Origin of the sequence: Pseudonocardia sp. ICBG1293, from assembly GCF_020131355.1 — a bacterium.
Classification (GTDB): Bacteria; Actinomycetota; Actinomycetes; order Mycobacteriales; family Pseudonocardiaceae; genus Pseudonocardia.
The window spans coordinates 155,005-173,425 of sequence record NZ_JAHLEL010000040.1; the positions used below are offsets into that span (position 1 = coordinate 155,005).

The window sequence follows — 18,421 nt, forward strand, 5'->3', positions numbered from 1 at the left end:
AGGTCTTACTCGCCCTCGGTGTGCTCGAGCATCCCCGCCTGGATCTCGCGCATCGCGATCGACAGCGGCTTCTCGCGCGGGCCCGGCTCGACGAGCGGGCCGACGTACTCGAGCAGGCCCTCACCGAGCTGGGAGTAGTAGTCGTTGATCTGCCGGGCGCGCTTGGCCGCGTAGATGACCAGCGCGTACTTCGAGCTGACCTGGCCGAGCAGGTTGTCGATCGGCGGGTAGGTGATGCCCTCGGGGGCGGTGGAGGTGCCGGTGGGCGTGCTCACGTGGTGGACTCCTGAAGAACGAGGGGGACCTGCGGCGCTCAGACGGCGTCGCGGTCGACCGCCAATGCTACCAACCGGCCGATCACGGCCTGCAGGTCGTCGTTGACGACCACCTCGTCGAACTCCCCCTGGGCGTCCATCTCCTCGATGGCGGTCCGCAGCCGGCGCTCGCGCTGCTCGGGGGTGTCGGTGCCGCGGTCGGTGAGCCGGCGGGCCAGCTCCTCCATCGACGGCGGAGCGACGAACACGGTGACGGCCTCGGGCAGGACCCGCTTGACGGACCGGGCGCCCTGCAGGTCGACCTCGACCAGGACCGGACGGCCACGGTCGAGGGCCTGCTCCACGGGCACCCGCGGAGTGCCAGAGCGCTGCAGCCCCCCGTGCACCTCGGCCCACTCGAGGAGCTCGCCGCGCTCGATGAGCGCGTCGAACTCCTCCCGGGACACGAAGCGGTAGTCACGGCCGTCCACCTCGCCCGGCCGCGCGGGCCGGGTCGTGGCGGACACGCTGAACAGCAGCTCCGGCAGCGCCTCGCGCAGTCCCGCGACCACGCTGCTCTTGCCCACCCCGGACGGCCCGGCCAGCACGAGCAACCGCCCGCGGGCGGGGCCGGTCCGGCCGGAGGACATGACGGAGGAGGTGTCGGTCACGGGACGCCCGGATCAGCTCGGGTAGCGCTCGAGCAGCGCCTTGCGCTGACGGTCGCCCAGGCCCCGCAGGCGGCGGCTGGTCGCGATCTCCAGCTCCTCCATGATCTGCTGGGCGCGGACCTTGCCCACGTTCGGCAGGGCCTCCAGCAGCGCCGAGACCTTCATCTTGCCCAGGACCTCGTCGGTCTCGGCCTTCTTCAGCACCTCCTCGAGGGTGGTGCCGCCGCGCTTGAGGCGGTCCTTCAGCTCGGCCCGGGCCCGGCGCGCGGCCGCAGCCTTCTCCAGCGCGGCGGCGCGCTGTTCGTCGGTCAGCTGGGGAAGGGCCACGGTTGGTTCCTCCGTACTTTCCTGTGTCGTTCTCGTCGTTCTCGCCGCCGTGATCCCGGCTCGCGCCGGGGTGTCGCGTCAGCGATCGGGTGGTGGGTCGCACCGACCCGTCCGGGGGACGTCCCCGGCGTCACGATCGAACGTACCCACGCCGTCCACGGAAGCGTCAATGGGGGTCCCACCTCCGGTTTCGGCGAGCCGGAGGTGATCAACGGCACCTTGTCCGGACCACTCCCGGGTGCCACCCGGCTCCGCCGCAGGGCGGGTCGGCGCAGCGCGCCCCGCCGGACAGGGCAGCCGACCCGCCGCCGGACGCGCCCGATCGACGTCCCGGTGCGCCGGGGAGCAGCCGACGGGGCCGACGGACCGCCCGGCGCGCGTCCGGCGCAGCCGTGCCGCCACCCGCCCGATGACCATGATCACGCGACGGCGAGGGGGCCGGTGCCCGGTGCGGCACCGGCCGACCCCCGACCGCCGACGCCCGTCCACGGCCGGCGCGCGGCTCAGTGCGATCCGGCGGCCGTCGAGGCCAGCTCCGCACCCAGGACGTGCGCGGCGTCCCGCAGCGCGGCGACGTCGGGGCCGGCCCGCAGCACACCGCGCGCCGAGACCGGCAGTACCGGCCCCGAGGTCCCGGCGAAGCGGGACACCACGTCGGCCGCGCTCGCGCCCTGCGCCCCGAGACCGGGCACCAGCACCGGCCCGTTCAGCGCGGTCAGGTCCAGCCCGTGCTCGTGGGTGCCACCGACCACGACCCCCACCGCACCGCACGGCTGCACGCCAGCGTTGCGGGCGGCGGCCTCGTCGATCATCTGCTGGGCGACGCCCGTTCCCTCCGGGGTCGTGGCGCACTGCACCGCGGCACCCTCGGGGTTGGAGGTGCGGGCCAGCACGAACACGCCGCGCCCGGCCTCGTCCGCGGCGGTCAGCGCCGGTTCCAGCGACCCGAACCCCAGGTAGGGCGACAGGGTGAGCGCGTCGGCACCGAGCGGCGCGCCGACCCGCAGGTAGGCGTCGGCGTAGCCGTCCATGGTGGATCCGATGTCGCCGCGCTTGGCGTCGAGCAGGGTCAGCGTGCCGGAGCCGGCGAACCCGGCGAGCAGCCGTTCCAGCACCGCGACGCCGGCCGACCCGTGCCGCTCGAAGAACGCCGCCTGCGGCTTGACCACCGACACCGTGCCGGCGAACGCCGCGTGGGCCCGGTCGGCGAACGCGGCGAGACCGTCGGCGTCGTCGGTGAGGTCCCAGGCCGCCAGCAGCGCCGGGTGCGGGTCGATCCCGACGCACAGCGGCCCGTGCGCGTCGACCGCGGCGGCGAGCCGGGCGCCGAAGCTCATGCCCGAGCCTTCAGCGCCGCGTGCGCCTGCTGCAGCGACCGCACCCCGAGCCCGCCCGAGGCGAGCGCCTCGATGCCCTGGACCGCGGCCGCGGTCCCCTGCACCGTGGTGATGCACGGCACCCCGCGGGACACCGCGGCGGCGCGGATCTCGTAGCCGTCGACCCGGGGACCGGGGTTCCCGACCGGGGTGTTGACGATCAGGTCCACGTCCCCGGCGAGGATCGTGTCGACGATCGTCGGGGTCTCCGGCCCGGACCCCTCGCTGTGCTTGCGCACCACGGTGACGTCGATCCCGTTGCGGCGCAGCATCTCCGCAGTGCCGTCGGTGGCCAGGACCCGGAAGCCCATGTCGGCCAGGCGGCGGATCGGGAACACCATCGCCCGCTTGTCGCGGTCGGCGATGGACACGAACACCGTGCCCGAGGTCGGCAGCGAGCCGTAGGCCGCGGCCTGCGACTTCGCGAACGCCGGGCCGAAGGCCGAGTCGAAGCCCATGACCTCACCGGTGGACTTCATCTCCGGGCCGAGCAGCGGGTCCACGCCCTGGCCGGCGGTGTTGCGGAACCGGTTGAAGGGCAGCACCGCCTCCTTGACCGCGACCGGGGAGTCGGCGGGCAGCGCGCCGCCGTCACCGGTGGCCGGGAGCAGTCCCTCGCCGCGCAGGTCGGCGATGGTGGCACCGAGCATGATCCGCGCGGCGGCCTTGGCCAGCGGCACCGACGTCGCCTTCGAGACGAAGGGCGCCGTCCGCGAGGCCCGCGGGTTGGCCTCCAGCACGTACAGCACGTCGCCGTGCAGGGCGTACTGGACGTTGAGCAGCCCCCGCACCCCGACGCCGTGCGCGATGGCCGCGGTGGCCTCGCGGACCTTCGCCAGCACCGAGGAGCCCAGCGTGATCGGCGGCAGGGTGCACGAGGAGTCCCCGGAGTGCACCCCGGCCTCCTCGATGTGCTCCATCACGCCGCCGAGGTAGATCTCCTCGCCGTCGCACAGGGCGTCGACGTCGATCTCGATGGCGTCGTCGAGGAACCGGTCGACCAGCACCGGGCGGTCCGGGGAGATGGTGGTGGCGCGGGCGATGTAGCCGGCCAGCGTCGCCTCGTCGTAGACGATCTCCATGCCGCGCCCGCCGAGCACGTAGGACGGCCGCACGAGCACCGGGTAGCCGATCCGGCCGGCGATCCCCCGGGCCTGGTCGAACGAGGTCGCCATGCCGAACTCCGGGGCGGGCAGGCCCGCCTTGCGCAGCACCTCGCCGAACGCGCCGCGGTCCTCGGCCAGGTCGATCGCGGCCGCGGAGGTTCCGACGACCGGCACACCGGCGTCGGTCAGGCGCTGGGCCAGCCCGAGCGGGGTCTGCCCGCCCAGCTGCACGACCACGCCCGCGACCGTGCCGGAGGTCTGCTCCGCGTGCACGACCTCGAGGACGTCCTCGAAGGTCAGCGGCTCGAAGTAGAGGCGGTCGGCGGTGTCGTAGTCGGTGGACACCGTCTCCGGGTTGCAGTTGACCATGACGGTCTCGAACCCGGCGGCACGCAGCGCCATGACCGCGTGCACGCACGAGTAGTCGAACTCGATGCCCTGCCCGATCCGGTTCGGCCCGGAGCCGAGGATCAGCACCTTCGGCTTCTCGGTCTGCGGGGCGATCTCGGACTCGGCCGCGGGATCGGTCTCGTAGGCCGAGTAGTGGTACGGCGTCCGCGCCGCGAACTCCGCGGCGCAGGTGTCGACGGTCTTGTAGACCGGGCGGATGCCGAGGCGGTGCCGCAGCGCACGCACCCCGTCCTCGCCGGCGAACTCCGGCCGGACGGCGGCGAGCTGGCGGTCGGACAGACCGTGCCGCTTGGCCCGGCGCAGCAGGTCGGCGTCGAGGACCGGCGCGGCCTCGAGCTCGGCGCGGATCTCGCCGAGCAGCGCGATCTGGTCCACGAACCAGGGATCGATGCCGGAGCTCTTGGCCACGTCGTCGACCGACTGGCCGGAGCGCAGCGCGCGCTCGACCTCGTAGATGCGGCCGTCGACCGGGACGGTGTACTCCGGCTCGCCCTCGGGGTCGGGGGCGGTCCAGAACCCGGCCCGCTCCCGCTCCATCGAGCGCAGCGCCTTCCCCAGTGCCTCGGGGAAGGAACGGCCCAGTGCCATGGCCTCACCGACGGACTTCATGGTCGTGGTCAGCTCGGGGTCGGCGCCGGGGAACTTCTCGAACGCGAACCGCGGGATCTTGACCGCGACGTAGTCCAGCGACGGCTCGAACGCGGCGATGGTCTCGCCGGTGATGTCGTTGCGGATCTCGTCGAGGGTGTACCCGACGGCGAGCTTCGCCGCGATCTTGGCGATCGGGAACCCGGTGGCCTTCGACGCCAGCGCCGACGAGCGCGAGACGCGGGGGTTCATCTCGATCACGACCAGGCGCCCGGTCTCCGGGTGGATCGCGAACTGGATGTTGCAGCCCCCGGTGTCGACCCCGACCGCGCGCAGCACGGCGATGCCGACGTCGCGCATGTGCTGGTACTCGCGGTCGGTGAGCGTCATCGCCGGGGCGACGGTGATCGAGTCACCGGTGTGCACGCCCATCGGGTCGATGTTCTCGATCGAGCAGATGACGACCACGTTGTCGTGGTGGTCGCGCATGAGCTCGAGCTCGTACTCCTTCCAGCCGAGCACCGACTCCTCGATGAGGACCTCGGTGACCGGGGAGGCGGCGAGCCCGGCACCGGCCAGGCGCTCCAGGTCCTGCGCCGAGTGAGCCATGCCCGAGCCGAGCCCGCCCATGGTGAACGACGGGCGGATGACCACCGGCAGGCCGAGCTCGTCGGCGGCCGCGCGGACCTCCTCCATGGAGTGGCAGACCCGGGAGCGGGGGACGTCGCCGCCGACCCCGATGACGATGTCCTTGAACTTGAGCCGGTCCTCGCCGCGCTCGATGGCGTCGACGTCGGCGCCGATCAGCTCGACGCCGTGCCGCTCCAGGGCACCGTTCTCGTGCAGCGCGATGGCGGTGTTGAGCGCGGTCTGCCCGCCGAGGGTCGCGAGCATCGCGGTGACCGGGGTGCCGTTGTCGCGCTCGGCGACGATGACCTTCTCGACGAACTCCGGGGTGATCGGCTCGACGTAGGTGGCGTCGGCGAACTCCGGGTCGGTCATGATCGTCGCGGGGTTGGAGTTGACCAGCGAGACGCGGATGCCCTCGGCCTGCAGCACCCGGCACGCCTGGGTGCCGGAGTAGTCGAACTCGCAGGCCTGGCCGATGACGATCGGCCCGGAGCCGATCACCATGACGTGGTCGATGTCGTCGCGGCGGGGCATCAGTGGTCCTCCTGCCGGGCCTGGTCGTGCCGGTCCGGGTGCTGCGGGGTGGATGGGGATCCGGGGGGTGGCGGCCAGGGACGGTCGTCGACGGGGCGGGCGCGCCCGGACACCGGGTCGGCGCCCGGGGCCGGGTCGGCCGGGATGTCGGCGGCGTCCGGGTCCGCCGTGGCCCCCGGGTGGGCCGGGGTCCCGCCGTCCCGACGCAGCGCGTCCTCGATGTCGGAGAACGGCGCGGTCAGCGGGTCGGGCGTACCGGGGCGGCCGACCGCGGGCATCCGGCCGGTGGGCGGCTCCAGCTCGTCCCGACCGGTGGCCGGGGTGCCCGCCGGCGGTGTGACCGGCAGCCGGGTGGTGTGCTCGTCGGCGGCCTCGTCGACATCGGCGGAGGGCCGGGAGCCGGTGTGCGGCCCCTCCGGGCCGACCGGCTCGAACCCGCCCGCGGCCGGGGTGGGCGACGGGGTGGGCGGGGTGGGCCGCAGGTCGACCGACGGGGCCGCGGTCGCCGTCGGCGGCGTGGCGGGGTCGGGCTGCTCGGTCATCGCCGGCGCGGCGGCCGGCTCGGTCCCGACCTCCGCGACGGCGGCACCGGCGTCGGCGTCGGCGTCGGTGGCCTCGGCGTCGGTGGTGCCGTCGGGCTGCGGGTAGGGCGCGGGCGCGGTGCCCTCGGGCCGCCGGCCGGCCACGCCGGCGTAGCCGACCGGGTGCTCGGTCATGAGCGTGACGAAGCGGTCGAACAGGTCCGCGGCGTCGTGCGGCCCGGCGGCGGCCTCCGGGTGGTACTGCACGGAGAACGCCGGGAAGTCGATCCCGGCCATCCCCTCGACGCAGCCGTCGTTGGGGCAGGTGTGGGTGATCTGCGCGCGGCCGTAGGGGGTGCCGAACTCCTCGCCCGCCTCACCGGACACCGCGAAGCCGTGGTTCTGCGAGGTGATCGCGATCCGGCCGGTGGCGTGCTCGACGACCGGGATGTTGATGCCCCGGTGGCCGTAGCGCAGCTTGTAGGTGGACCGGCCGAGCGCCCGGCCGAGGATCTGGTTGCCGAAGCAGATGCCGAACAGCGGGATCCGCCGCTCCAGGACCTGCCGGGCGAGTTCGACGGGGCCGTCCGCGGTCGCCGGGTCCCCCGGGCCGTTGGCCAGGAAGAACCCGTCCGGACGCAGCGACTCGACGGCCTCGATGGTGCTCGATGCGGGCAGCACGTGCACCTCGATGCCGCGCGCGGCCATCATCCGCGGGGTGTTGAACTTGATGCCGACGTCGAGCGCGGCGACCACGAAGCGGCGCTCCCCCACCGCGGGCACCACGTAGGTCTCGGCGGTGGTGACGGCGCCGTAGAGGTCGGCGCCCTCCATCTGCGGGGACTGCTTCACCCTCGCGACCAGCTCGTCGTCGGCGGCGAGGGCGGGACCCGAGAAGATCCCGGCCCGCATGGCGCCCTGCTCGCGCAGGTGGCGCACCGCGGCGCGGGTGTCGATCCCCGCGATCCCGACGACGCCCTGGGCGCGCAGCGCGTCCTCCAGCGAGCCGGTGGCCCGCCAGTTCGACGCCCGCCGGGCCGGGTCGCGCACGACGTAGCCGGCGACCTGGATCGCCCGCGACTCGTCGTCCTCGTCGTTCCAGCCCGTGTTGCCGATCTGCGGCGCGGTCTGCAGCACGATCTGTCGGTGGTACGACGGGTCGGTCAGGGTCTCCTGGTAGCCGGTCATGCCGGTGGTGAACACGGCCTCACCGAGCGTCTCCCCGGTGGCGCCGTACGCCTGTCCACGGAAGATCCGCCCGTCCTCGAGCACCAGTAGTGCGGTCACTGCACAACCTTCCCGTCCTGCGCGGTGATGCGTCCCCGCAGCACCGTCGCGACCACCGTTCCGGGCAGCCGCATTCCCTCGTACGGCGTGTTCGCCGCCCTGCTCGCCAGCTCCGCACCGCGGACCGTCCAGACCCCGTCCGGGTCGACCAGCGCGAACGTCGCCGGTTCCCCCTCCGCGATCGGACGGCCCTGGTCGGGCAGGTTGCCGATCTCCGCGGGGCGCTCCGAGAGCACCCGCGCGACACCGTGCCAGTCCAGCAGGCCGGGCTCCACCATCGTCTCGACCAGCACCGACAGTGCGGTCTGCAGGCCCAGCATGCCCGGCTTCGCGGCCTGCCACTCGGTGTCCTTGTACTGCGCCGCGTGCGGGGCGTGGTCGGTCGCGACGACGTCGATCACGCCCTCGGCCAGCGCCTCGCGCATCGCGCGGGTGTCGTCGGCGGTGCGCAGCGGCGGGTTGACCTTGTTCACCGGGTCGTAGCCGGTCAGCCGGGAGTCGGTGAGCAGCAGGTGGTGCGGGGTGACCTCGGCCGACACCCGCACACCCTGGGCCTTCGCCGCGCGCAGCACGTCGATCGTGCGGGCGGTGGAGATGTGGCAGACGTGCAGCCGGGCGCCCGCCTCCCGGGCCAGTGCGCAGTCGCGGGCGACGATCGTCTCCTCCGCGGTGGCCGGCCAGCCGGCGAGCCCGAGCCGCGCGGCGACGGCGCCCTCGTGGGCCTGCGCGCCGCCGGTGAGGCGGTGGTCCTCGGCGTGCTGGGCGATGACGACGTCGAGCGCGGAGGCGTACTCCAGCGCGCGGCGCATGATCAGCGGGTCGTTCACGCAGCGGCCGTCGTCGGAGAACATCCGCACGGCGGCGCGGGAGGCGGCCATCGTGCCGAGCTCGGCGAGCTTCTCGCCGCCGAGACCGACGGTGACCGCACCGACCGGGTGCACGTCGACCAGTCCGACCTCCTCGCCGCGCCGGCGCACGTGCTCGACGACGACGTCGGAGTCGGCGACCGGGGTGGTGTTCGGCATCGCGAACACCGCGGTGAACCCGCCGAGTGCGGCGGCGCGGCTGCCGGTCTCGATGGTCTCGGACTCCTCGCCGCCGGGCTCGCGCAGGTGCACGTGCAGGTCGACGAAACCGGGCAGCAGCACGGCGCCGTCGGCGTCGAGGGTCCCGGCGCCCTCGGGCGCCGTCAGCCCGGCACCGAGGGCGGCGACGACGCCGTCGGTGACGAGCACGTCGACCGGGTCCCCGCCGTAGGGCCGGGCGTTGCGGATCAGCAGGTCGGTCATTCGGGAGCTCCGGCGAGAAGGTGGTAGAGGACGGCCATCCGCACGTGCACACCGTTGCGGACCTGGGCCAGGACCGCGGCGTTCGGGGCGTCGGCGACCGCGGGGGCGATCTCCATCCCGCGGATCATCGGGCCGGGGTGCAGGACGACCGCGTGGTCGGGCAGGAGCTTCGCGCGGTCCTCGGACAGCCCGAAGCGCACCGCGTACTCGCGGGCGGACGGGAAGAAGCCGCCGTGCATCCGCTCGGACTGCACGCGCAGCATCATGACCGCGTCCAGCGCGGGCAGCTCGGCGTCGAGGGAGTGGGACACCCGGCACGGCCAGGACTGCACCCCGGCGGGCAGCAGCGTCGGCGGTGCGACGAGCACCACCTCGGCGCCGAGGGTCGCGAGCAGCAGCACGTTGGAGCGCGCCACCCGCGAGTGCAGGACGTCGCCGACGATCCCGATCCGGCGCCCGGCGATCCCGCCGAGCCGGTCGCGCAGGGTCGCCGCGTCGAGCAGCGCCTGGGTGGGGTGCTCGTGGGTGCCGTCGCCGGCGTTGACGATCGCGGTGGGGGTGCCGGTCACCTCGCGGTCGGCGTCCACCCAGTGCGCGAGCCGGTGCGCCGAACCGGATGCGGGGTGGCGGACGATCACGCAGTCCGCGCCCATCGAGGACAGGGTCAGGGCGGTGTCGCGCAGCGACTCGCCCTTGGACACCGACGAGCCCGACGCGGACACGTTGACGGTGTCGGCGCTCATCCACTTGCCGGCGATCTCGAACGACACCCGGGTGCGGGTGGAGTTCTCGTAGAACATCGTGATGACGGTGCGCCCGCGCAGCGTCGGCAGCTTGCGGACCTCGCGGCCGAGCAGCGCCTGACGCAGCCGGTCGGAGGTGTCGAGCAGTGCGGTGGCCTCGGCGGCGTCGAGGTCGGCGACCGAGAGCAGGTGTCTCACCTGTCCCCCTCTCCCTGGGTGATCCAGACGCCGTCGCCACCGTCGATCTCGGTCAGCGAGACCAGGATCTGCTCCGAGCGCGAGGTCGGGACGTTCTTGCCGACGTAGTCGGCGCGGATCGGGAGCTCCCGGTGGCCGCGGTCGATCAGCACGGCGAGCTGCACCGCCCGCGGGCGGCCCTCGTCACGCAGGGCGTCGAGCGCGGCGCGGGTGGTGCGCCCGGACATCAGGACGTCGTCGACGAGTACGACGAGCCGGTCGTCGACACCGCCCTCGGGCACCGCGGTGGACTCCAGCGCGCGGGCCGGGCCGCGGCGCAGGTCGTCGCGGTAGAGGGTGGCGTCGACCGAGCCGACCGCCGGTGCGGCGCCGGCGAAGTCGGTGATCGCGGCGGCGAGCCGGTGGGCCAGGTGCACGCCGCGGGTGGGGACGCCCGTCAGCACGAGCCCGTCGGGGTCCTCGGCACTGAACGCGGTCTTCTCGATGATCTGGTGCGCGATGCGCGCGACGGTGCGGGTGACGTCGGCGGCGGACAGCAGTTCCCGTGCGGGCTGCTGCGCGTCGGCGTCCCCGCGGCGGTTCTGCGCCACGAGGTGGTCTCCTTCCCCGCCTCACCGGACGGGTCTTAAAGGACGGTCGTGCAAGAGCTGTGCGCCAACCTAGCAACCCACCGCCGGTCCGCGCGGGACGGCCGCAGCGCGTCACACCGCGAGCCACACCACAGTCCGCTCACTCGTTCGAGGTCACGTTCCCGTCACGATGCGCGATGGGCGGCAGCGGGCCGGAGCGACACCTTGCGATACCCGGTTCTGCCCAGCCGCACCCACAGGGGCGGGTGGTGGGGTCGCGGACCCGCACCCTGCGCTACCGCTGACGAGGGACGTGGACTGCCCCGTTCGTGTGGGAAACCGCTCGTCAACCCCCCGAGCAGGGGGTCGAACTTGACGGTGCCGGACCGGACCCGGAGGATTACTCTCCGTATCAATCAGCACGCGTGCAGCAGCACCGCGACGCGCGGGACGGTCGGGACGCCGGCCCCCGCCGGAGCTGCCGCCCCGAACGGGACCACCCACAGGGGCGACGACGCGGCCGGCGCGACAACGCCACCGGTGCACCGCCGGTGACCGGCCGGTCCGGCCACACCGGTACGGACCGTCAGGAACGAGGAGATCGATGGGCGACTACGCCAAGGCGCTCGGGGGCAAGCTCCGGGCGATCAGGCAGCAACAGGGGCTCTCCCTGCACGGCGTCGAGCAGAAGTCGGGCGGACGCTGGAAGGCGGTCGTCGTGGGCTCCTACGAGCGCGGGGACCGTGCGGTCACCGTGCAGAAGCTGGCCGAGCTGGCCGACTTCTACGGCGTCCCGGTGGCCGAGCTGCTCCCCGAGGGCCGCATCCCCTCCGGCAGCGAGCCCGCGACGAAGATCGTGATCAACCTGGAGCGGCTGCAGCAGCTCCCCGCGGACAAGGTGGGCCCGCTCGCCCGCTACGCCGCGGCCATCCAGAGCCAGCGCGGCGACTACAACGGCAAGGTGCTCTCCATCCGCGCCGAGGACCTGCGTTCGCTGGCGATCATCTACGACATGTCCCCCGGTGAGCTGACCGACCAGCTGATCGACTGGGGTGTGCTCCCGCCCGAGGCGCGGCCCGGGCAGCACATGGGATGATCGGACCCGCCGGCCGCGGCCCAGGGGAAGGGTGACGCGACCGGCACGACGGCGGCCGGGGTCAGCACAGTCCCCCGGCCGCCGTTCCCGTGTGCACCCGCGGGCCGGCGCACCGGCTCCGGGCGCCGGTGCGACGTCCGCGCGTCGCGGCGGGCCACCGGTATCACCTGATCCGCACCCCGCGCGCCGATCCGCACCCCGCGCGCCGATCCGCACCCCGAACGGTGATCCGCACCCCGCGCGCTGATCCGCATGCCGCGCGCTGATCCGGCGCTCGCGCGTGTCGGGACACGCGCGGACCGCGGATCAGCGCGCGCCCGCAGCGCCTGGGACCGGTCGGTGCGGGGCGACCCGTCCGGTGGACGCCCGCCGACCGCCCTTGACCGTGCCGCTGCGGCACGGTGTCCGATGTCCCCGACCACCCCGCCTGCTGTGGGCGGGGGGACCGGACGAGGGAGCACGAGGTGCTGCGGTACGAGCTCGGGTGGAAGGGCTACGACTACGCGAGGATCAAGGCGGACCTGAACGAGCTGGGCCGTGAGGGCTGGGAGGCCGTCGGCTCCCTGACCCCGTCGATCGGCACCGGCCCCCAGGACATCGTCGTCCTGCTCAAGCGGGCGGTGCCGTGACCGGACCTACAGGGTGGCGCGCAGGTGCTCGGCGATGTCGGAGATCTGCCCCAGCACCCCGTTGACGTAGCGCGGGGAGTCGTCGGTGGACAGCGTCCGGGCGAGCTCGACGGCCTCGGTGATGGCGACCGGGTCGTCGACGTCGTCGACCCACAGCAGCTCGTAGATCCCGAGCCGCAGCAGGCCGCGGTCCACCGCGGGCATCCGGTCGACGTCCCAGCCCTCGGCGTGCTCGGCGATCAGCTGGTCGATCCGCTCGCGGTGGGTGGCGACGCCCTCGACGAGCCGTGCCGCGTAGTCCTGCACGGGGGGCGCGTCGTCGGTCTCGCGGCGCGCGGTGAGCACGGCCAGTGCGTCCTCACCGCGGGCCTCGGCCTCGAACAGGATGTCCAGTGCCCGCTTACGGGCCTTGGTGCGGGCGCGCACCTCAGCTCACGCGGCCGAGGTAACGACCGTCCCGGGTGTCGACCTTGACCTTGGTGCCGCTCTCGAGGAAGAGCGGCACCTGGATCTCGGCGCCGGTCTCCAGGGTCGCCGGCTTGGTGCCGCCGGTGGAGCGGTCGCCCTGCAGGCCCGGGTCGGTGTGCGAGATGAGCAGCTCGACCGAGGTCGGGAGCTCGACGAACAGCGGCTCCCCCTCGTGCAGCGAGACCTGGGCGGAGGCGTTCTCCAGCAGGTAGCGCGCGGCGTCGCCGACGGCCTTCTCCGGGATCGGGATCTGGTCGTAGGTGTCGGCGTCCATGAAGACGAAGTCGCTGCCCTCGCGGTACAGGTAGGTCATGTCGCGGCGGTCCACCGTCGCGGTGTCGACCTTGGTGCCCGCGTTGAAGGTCCGGTCCACGACCTTCCCGGACATGACGTTCTTCAGCGTGGTGCGAACGAACGCACCGCCCTTGCCGGGCTTGACGTGCTGGAACGCCGTCACGGTCCACAGCTGGCCCTCGATGTTCAGGACCAGGCCGTTCTTCAGGTCGTTCGTGGTCGCCACGTGCGCGCTCTCCTGCTCGATCTCGGATTCGTGCGTCGGTCAGGGTACCGCCACCGGGTTCACCGGCCCGCCCGAGGGGCGGACGACCTGCCAGGATGGGCGCCATGACGGTGCGGGTGGTGGTGGCCGACGACCAGGCCGTGGTGCGGGCCGGGCTGCGGACGGTGCTGGCCGCGGCACCCGACATCGACGTCGTCGGGGAGGCAGGGGACGGTGCGGAGGCCGCCGAGCTCGCCGAGACCCTGCGCCCGGACGTCGTGCTGATGGACGTGCGGATGCCCGGTACCGACGGCATCGAGGGGACCCGGCGGATCCGCGCGCTGCGCGACCCCGGCATCCGGGTGCTGGTGGTGACGACGTTCGACCTGGACCGCCACGTCTACGACGCGCTGCGCGCGGGCGCATCGGGATTCGTGCTGAAGGACGTCGAGCCGGAGGACCTGCAGGTCGCGGTGCGCACCGTGCACGCAGGGCACGAGCTGTTCGCGCCGTCGGTCACGCGGCGGCTGGTCGGCTCGTTCGTCCCGGCCGACCCGCCGGCGCACGCCGGTCCCGCCGCCGGTCTGACCGAGCGGGAGCGGGAGGTCCTCGGCCTGGTGGCCGCGGGGCTGTCCAACGCCGAGATCGCCGACCGCCTGGTGCTGGGCGGGACGACGGTCAAGACCCACGTCTCCAACCTGCTCACCAAGCTGGGGCTGCGCGACCGGGTGCAGCTGGTCGTGTTCGCCTACGAGCACGGGCTGGTGGGGTCGCCCGGTGCCGACGGCTGAGCGCGCCGTGGCGGCCCCGGTCCCGGCGCCGCTGCCCGGGACCCGCGCCGGGGACGTCGCGCTCACGGTCCTCACGCTGCTGCTCGTGGGCCAGGAGTTCGTCACCGGCCTGCTCCTGGACATCCCGGGCGTCGCCGGTCGGCTGGACCCGGTGGCCTCCGTCGTCCTGGCCGTGGTGCTGTGCGCCGCGCTGACCGCGACCGTGCTGGTGCGGCGGCAGCGGCCCCGGCGGGCCTACCTGGTCATGGCGGCGCTGGCCGCGGTGTCGCTGGGGTCGATCGGCGGGTTCGCGGCGCTGTTGTGGCCGCTGCTGGCGTTCTCCGTGGCGCGGGCCCCGCAGCGCGGCGCGGCCGGTGCGGCGGCGTGGGTGGCGCTGCCCTTCCTCGCCGCGGTCGGTGCCGCCGCGGTGCCGCGGATGCTGTCCGCGCCGGACCCGGCCTACGAGGCCGGGCTGATCGTCGGCGGGTCGGCGGTGGTCCTGCCGCTGCTGGTGGTGGCGACGGTCGCGGGCCGGTGGAGCCGGGCGGCCGCCCTGCGCGCGGACCGGGAGCGCGCCGAGACCGAGCGGCTGCGCCGGGGGGCGGCGCTCGACGCGGAGCGGTCCCGGATCGCCGAGGAGATCGGCGGCGGGGTGCTGAGCGGACTGCGCGGGCTGGTCGACCGGGCGGCGGCCCTGGGACCGGACGCGGCGGAGGCCGAGCTGCGGGCGGTACGGGACCGGGCACGCGCGGTGCTGGCGGCGATGCGCCGGGTGCTGGGCGTGCTGCGCGCGGCACCCGCCGGGAGCGGCACCGCAACCGACGCGCTCTCCCCCACCGGCACCGCCCCCGCCGGCACCGCCCCCGCCGGGTCCGCGGCCGGCGGCACCGCCCCCACCGGCACCGCCCACGAGAGCCCCGCACACGAGAGCCCCGCACACAGCGGCACCGCTCCCACCCGCACCGTCCACGAGGGCACCGCCCACGTCGGGCCGCGACGGCCCGGCCCCGGGTCCCGGCTGCGGGCCGTGGCCCACCACGGCCGGGTACCGCTGCCCGACCGGGCCGGGGTCTGGGGTCTGGTGGCGTTCGTCGTCCCGGCGGTGCTGTTCGCGGTGGCCTTCGCGCCGCTGACCCGGACCCCGACCGGATGGCCGACGGTCGACGGCTTCCTGGCCCTGGTCGCGCTGCCGCTGCACGACCCGGCCGCCGCGGTCGTCGTCGGCCTGCAGTTCGCCGTGATCGCCTGGTGGCGTACGGCCCCGCTGCCCGCGCTGCTGGTGTCCGGGGCGTGCTCGTTCGCGGCCGGACTGCTGGGCGGGGCGAACCTGTTCGCCGAGTCCGGCTGGGTGCTGCTGGTGTGGGGCGCGGCGACGACCGCGCCGGTCGTCGCGTCGGCGGTGACGGTCCTCGTCTCGACCCTGGTCGTGCTGACCGGCGGGATGCTGACCGGGGTGTGGGAGCGGCTCGGGTCCCCTCCGTCGGTGGTCGCGCTGAACTTCGTCGCGGTCGTGCCGCTGTGGGCCGCCGGGGTGGCCGTGCGCCGTCACCGGCTCGACACCGACCTGCGCCGACGCGACCTCGCCGAGGCCGCCGTCCGCGACGACCTGGTCCGCGAACGCCTGCGAGTGGCGCGCGACCTGCACGACGTCGTCGCCCACCACGTGTCCGCGGTCGCGGTGCAGGCCGGGGCGGCCCGGCTGGCCGCCGACGCGCAGGCGCGCGCGGACGCGCTGGGCCACATCGCCGACTCGGCGCGGCGGGTCGCCGAGGCCATCCCGGCACTCGCCGACCTCGCCCCCGACCCGGCGACGGCCGCGCTCACCCCGGCCGGGCTCGACGCGCTGGTCGCGCCGTCCCGGGCCGCCGGGCTCCCGGTCGGGGTCGTGGTCACCGGCACGCCTGCCGACCCTCCCGGTGAGGCCGAGCTGTTCGCCAGCCGGATCGTCACCGAGGCGCTCACCAACACCCTGCGCCACGCAGGCCCCAGCCCGACCCGGGTGCGGGTGGCCCACGGTGGCGAGCGCGGCCCGGTCGTCGTCGAGGTCGTCGACGACGGCCCCGTGCCCGGACACCGGCCCGACGGCACCGGCTCCGGGCTCGGGCTGGTCGGCATGGCCGAACGGGTCGCGCTGCTGGGCGGCGACCTGCACACCGGGCCCGGCGACGGTCCCGGGTGGACGGTGCGCGCGGTGCTGCCACGGGCCACCCTCGTCCGCGCGGACGACCCCGCCGCGGCGCCGATCTCGTCCTGTGCGCCGATCCGCGGGGCCGCCCCCGGCTCGTAGCGTCGGTGCCGACCACGCAGGGAGGCACCGATGACCGCTCACACGCTCGCGCCCCGCACGCCGACGGGGACCGGGGCGACGCTGCAGATCGACGGTCTGGGCAAGCGCTACGGCGACACCGTCGCCCTCGACGGCGTCACCTTCGACGTCCGGCCGGGCGAGATCTTCGGGTTCGTCGGTTCCAACGGCGCCGGCAAGACCACGACCATGCGGATCGCGCTCGGGGTGCTCGCCGCCGACTCCGGCACGGTGCACCTCGGCGGGCGACCGGTCGACCTCGACGTGCGCCGCACCATCGGCTACATGCCCGAGGAGCGCGGCCTCTACCCGAAGATGAAGGTCGGCGAGCAGCTCACCTACCTGGCCGAGCTGCACGGGGTCGGCCGCGCCGCCGCACGGCGCGCGGTGCTGCGCTGGTCCGAGCAGCTCGGCGTCGCACACCGGCTCGACGACACCGTCGACGCGCTGAGCCTGGGCAACCAGCAGCGGGTGCAGCTCGCCGCGGCGCTGGTGCACGACCCGGCGGTGCTGGTGCTCGACGAGCCGTTCTCCGGACTCGACCCGGTCGCCGTCGACGTGATGAGCGAGGTGCTGCGGGAGAAGGCCCGCGCCGGGGTACCGGTGCTGTTCTCCTCCCACCAGCTCGACCTGGTGCAGCGGCTCTGCGACCGGGTGGGGATCCTCGTCGCCGGCCGGATGCGCACCGTCGGCACCGTCGGCGAGGTCCGCCGCGGCGGCGGCACCCGCCTGGAGGTGCACGCCCCCGCCGCGCCGCCCGGGTGGGCCGACGCGCTGCCCGCGGTCGACGTGGTCACCCACGACCGCGGCCGCACCGTCCTCACCCTCACCGAGGGCGCCGACGACCAGCAGGTCCTCGCCGCCGCACTGGCCACCGGCCCGGTGCACGGGTTCACCCGCACCACCCCGTCGCTGACCGAGCTCTACCGGGAGGTCGTCGCGTGAGCGCCCCGTCCGCCACCCTGCCCGCCCGCCGCGCGGTCGCACTCGTCGCCCGCCGGGAGTTCCGGGTGCAGGTGCACAAGCGCAGCTTCTGGGTCAGCAACGCGATCATGCTGCTGGTCATCGCCGGCGGCCTGGTCGCCTACTCGCTGTTCGGCACCGGCGACGAACGGACCTCGGTCGGGGTGGCCGCCGACCCAGCGCTGGCCGCGGCGGTCGGCACCGCGGGCGAGCGCCTCGGGGTGCCGCTCGAGGTCCGCGCGGTCGCCTCCGCCGACGCGGCGCGGGCCGCCGTGACCGCCGGGGACCTCGACGTCGCCCTGCTCGGCGACGGCACCGGGCCCGGCGCGACGGCCGTCGTGACCTCCGAGCTCGCCCCGGCGACCCGGGCCGTCCTCGACGCCGCCGTCGCCGACCGGGCCACCGCCGCGGGGCTGGCCGCGGTCGGCGTGACCCCCGCCGAGCTGGCCGCCGCCACCCCGCCCGCCGGGCTGGCCGTGGACGCGCTCGACCCCGCCGACCCGGAGGCCGGGCAGCGTTCGGCGCTCTCGTTCGTCGTGCTGATCGTGATGTTCATGCAGATCGTGGGCTTCGGGCTGACCGTCGCGATGGGCGTGGTCGAGGAGAAGTCCAGCCGGGTGGTGGAGCTGCTGCTGTCCACGATCCGGCCGCTGGACCTGCTGTGGGGCAAGGTGCTCGGGATCGGCGCCGTCGGGCTGGTGCAGTTGCTGGCCTACGGCGTCGTCGGGATCGTCACCGGCCTCGCGACGGGGCTGCTCACGATCACCGGGACCGCGGTCGGGGTGTTCGGCGCCGCGCTGGGCTGGTTCGTGCTCGGCTACGCCTTCTTCGCCGTCCTCTACGCCGCCGCCGGGTCGCTGGTGTCGCGCCAGGAGGACGTCAGCTCCACGACCGGGCCGTTGATGATGCTGCTGTTCGCGATGTACGGCGTCTCGTTCTGGTACCTCGGCTCGCCGGACGCGGTGGCGCTGCAGGTCCTGTCCTGGATCCCGCCGTTCCCGGCGATGCTGATGCCGCTGATGATCGCCCAGGGCACCGCACCGGCCTGGCAGGTCGCCGGGTCGGCGCTGGTCATGCTGGTGGCCGTGGCGCTGCTCGCCCGGGCGGGCGCCCGGGTCTACGAGCGGTCGGTGCTGCGGATCGGGGCGACCGTGCCGTGGCGCGAGGCGCTCTCCCGCCGGTAGGTC

At 74.6% G+C, this 18,421-nt stretch carries 16 protein-coding genes and 1 pseudogene; 6 read left to right on the forward strand and 11 right to left on the reverse strand.

Annotated features, from left to right (window positions below; translation table 11 throughout):
- Nucleotides 1-5: 5 nt before the first annotated feature.
- The 9 genes and pseudogenes from rpoZ to pyrR form a co-directional block, all read right to left on the reverse strand.
- Nucleotides 6-275 carry a DNA-directed RNA polymerase subunit omega gene (rpoZ, locus tag KPF47_RS18985; RefSeq protein ID WP_224390089.1) on the reverse strand — a complete coding sequence of 90 codons (270 nt, stop codon included), beginning with the start codon at nt 273-275 and terminating at the stop codon, nt 6-8.
- Nucleotides 276-313: 38 nt separating this feature from the next.
- Nucleotides 314-904 (reverse strand): guanylate kinase, encoded by a 591-nt coding sequence (gene gmk / locus KPF47_RS18990; RefSeq protein WP_224390198.1) that lies wholly within the window; start codon nt 902-904, stop codon nt 314-316.
- Nucleotides 905-937: 33 nt separating this feature from the next.
- Nucleotides 938-1,252 carry an integration host factor, actinobacterial type gene (mihF, locus tag KPF47_RS18995; RefSeq protein WP_224390090.1) on the reverse strand — a complete coding sequence of 105 codons (315 nt, stop codon included), beginning with the start codon at nt 1,250-1,252 and terminating at the stop codon, nt 938-940.
- Nucleotides 1,253-1,755: 503 nt separating this feature from the next.
- The gene (pyrF, locus tag KPF47_RS19000) at nt 1,756-2,589 is read right to left on the reverse strand and encodes an orotidine-5'-phosphate decarboxylase (protein ID WP_224390091.1); all 834 of its coding nucleotides are present in this window, start codon (nt 2,587-2,589) and stop codon (nt 1,756-1,758) included.
- Entirely contained in the window at nt 2,586-5,897 is a 3,312-nt protein-coding gene (gene carB, locus KPF47_RS19005; protein WP_224390092.1) for a carbamoyl-phosphate synthase large subunit, read from the reverse strand. The genes pyrF and carB overlap by 4 nt, the downstream gene beginning before the upstream one ends.
- A 713-nt stretch (nt 5,898-6,610) precedes the next feature.
- Nucleotides 6,611-7,705 (reverse strand): annotated as a pseudogene (carA, locus tag KPF47_RS19010) (glutamine-hydrolyzing carbamoyl-phosphate synthase small subunit); the annotation flags it as partial.
- Entirely contained in the window at nt 7,702-8,994 is a 1,293-nt protein-coding gene (locus tag KPF47_RS19015; protein WP_224390093.1) for a dihydroorotase, read from the reverse strand. The gene KPF47_RS19015 and the pseudogene carA, both read right to left, overlap by 4 nt.
- Entirely contained in the window at nt 8,991-9,935 is a 945-nt protein-coding gene (locus KPF47_RS19020) for an aspartate carbamoyltransferase catalytic subunit (RefSeq protein WP_224390094.1), read from the reverse strand. The genes KPF47_RS19015 and KPF47_RS19020 overlap by 4 nt, the downstream gene beginning before the upstream one ends.
- A complete protein-coding gene (gene pyrR, locus KPF47_RS19025; RefSeq protein WP_224390095.1) occupies nt 9,932-10,525 on the reverse strand; it encodes a bifunctional pyr operon transcriptional regulator/uracil phosphoribosyltransferase PyrR in 594 nt (197 codons plus the stop codon). Before pyrR ends, KPF47_RS19020 begins: the two co-directional genes overlap by 4 nt.
- Nucleotides 10,526-11,108: 583 nt before the next feature.
- Between pyrR and KPF47_RS19030 the strand changes: the two genes are divergently transcribed.
- Nucleotides 11,109-11,600, forward strand: a complete 492-nt coding sequence (locus tag KPF47_RS19030) for a transcriptional regulator (RefSeq protein ID WP_224390096.1) — start codon at nt 11,109-11,111, stop codon at nt 11,598-11,600.
- Between the two features lie 464 nt (nt 11,601-12,064).
- On the forward strand, nt 12,065-12,229 hold the full coding sequence (locus KPF47_RS19035; RefSeq protein WP_224390097.1) for a hypothetical protein: 165 nt from the start codon (nt 12,065-12,067) through the stop codon (nt 12,227-12,229).
- A gap of 6 nt (nt 12,230-12,235) precedes the next feature.
- On the opposite strand, the gene nusB is transcribed toward KPF47_RS19035, so the two are convergent.
- Together nusB and efp are read right to left on the reverse strand one after the other, a co-directional pair.
- Nucleotides 12,236-12,655 carry a transcription antitermination factor NusB gene (gene nusB, locus KPF47_RS19040; RefSeq protein ID WP_224390098.1) on the reverse strand — a complete coding sequence of 140 codons (420 nt, stop codon included), beginning with the start codon at nt 12,653-12,655 and terminating at the stop codon, nt 12,236-12,238.
- A 1-nt stretch (nt 12,656) separates the two neighbouring features.
- Nucleotides 12,657-13,217: an elongation factor P gene (gene efp / locus KPF47_RS19045; protein WP_224390099.1), complete on the reverse strand. Its 561-nt coding sequence runs from the start codon at nt 13,215-13,217 to the stop codon at nt 12,657-12,659.
- Between the two features lie 104 nt (nt 13,218-13,321).
- Here efp and KPF47_RS19050 point away from each other — a divergent pair, with 104 nt between their 5' ends.
- From KPF47_RS19050 to KPF47_RS19065, 4 genes are read left to right on the forward strand one after another with little or no spacing between them, the layout of a single operon-like run.
- Nucleotides 13,322-13,987, forward strand: coding sequence for a response regulator transcription factor (locus KPF47_RS19050; RefSeq protein WP_224390100.1), 666 nt, complete (start codon nt 13,322-13,324; stop codon nt 13,985-13,987).
- Nucleotides 13,974-16,253 carry a histidine kinase gene (locus KPF47_RS40220; protein ID WP_224390101.1) on the forward strand — a complete coding sequence of 760 codons (2,280 nt, stop codon included), beginning with the start codon at nt 13,974-13,976 and terminating at the stop codon, nt 16,251-16,253. The genes KPF47_RS19050 and KPF47_RS40220 overlap by 14 nt, the downstream gene beginning before the upstream one ends.
- A 30-nt stretch (nt 16,254-16,283) precedes the next feature.
- Nucleotides 16,284-17,216: an ABC transporter ATP-binding protein gene (locus tag KPF47_RS19060; protein WP_224386155.1), complete on the forward strand. Its 933-nt coding sequence runs from the start codon at nt 16,284-16,286 to the stop codon at nt 17,214-17,216.
- Nucleotides 17,213-18,418: an ABC transporter permease gene (locus tag KPF47_RS19065; RefSeq protein WP_224390102.1), complete on the forward strand. Its 1,206-nt coding sequence runs from the start codon at nt 17,213-17,215 to the stop codon at nt 18,416-18,418. Before KPF47_RS19060 ends, KPF47_RS19065 begins: the two co-directional genes overlap by 4 nt.
- The last annotated feature ends 3 nt before the right edge of the window (nt 18,419-18,421 follow it).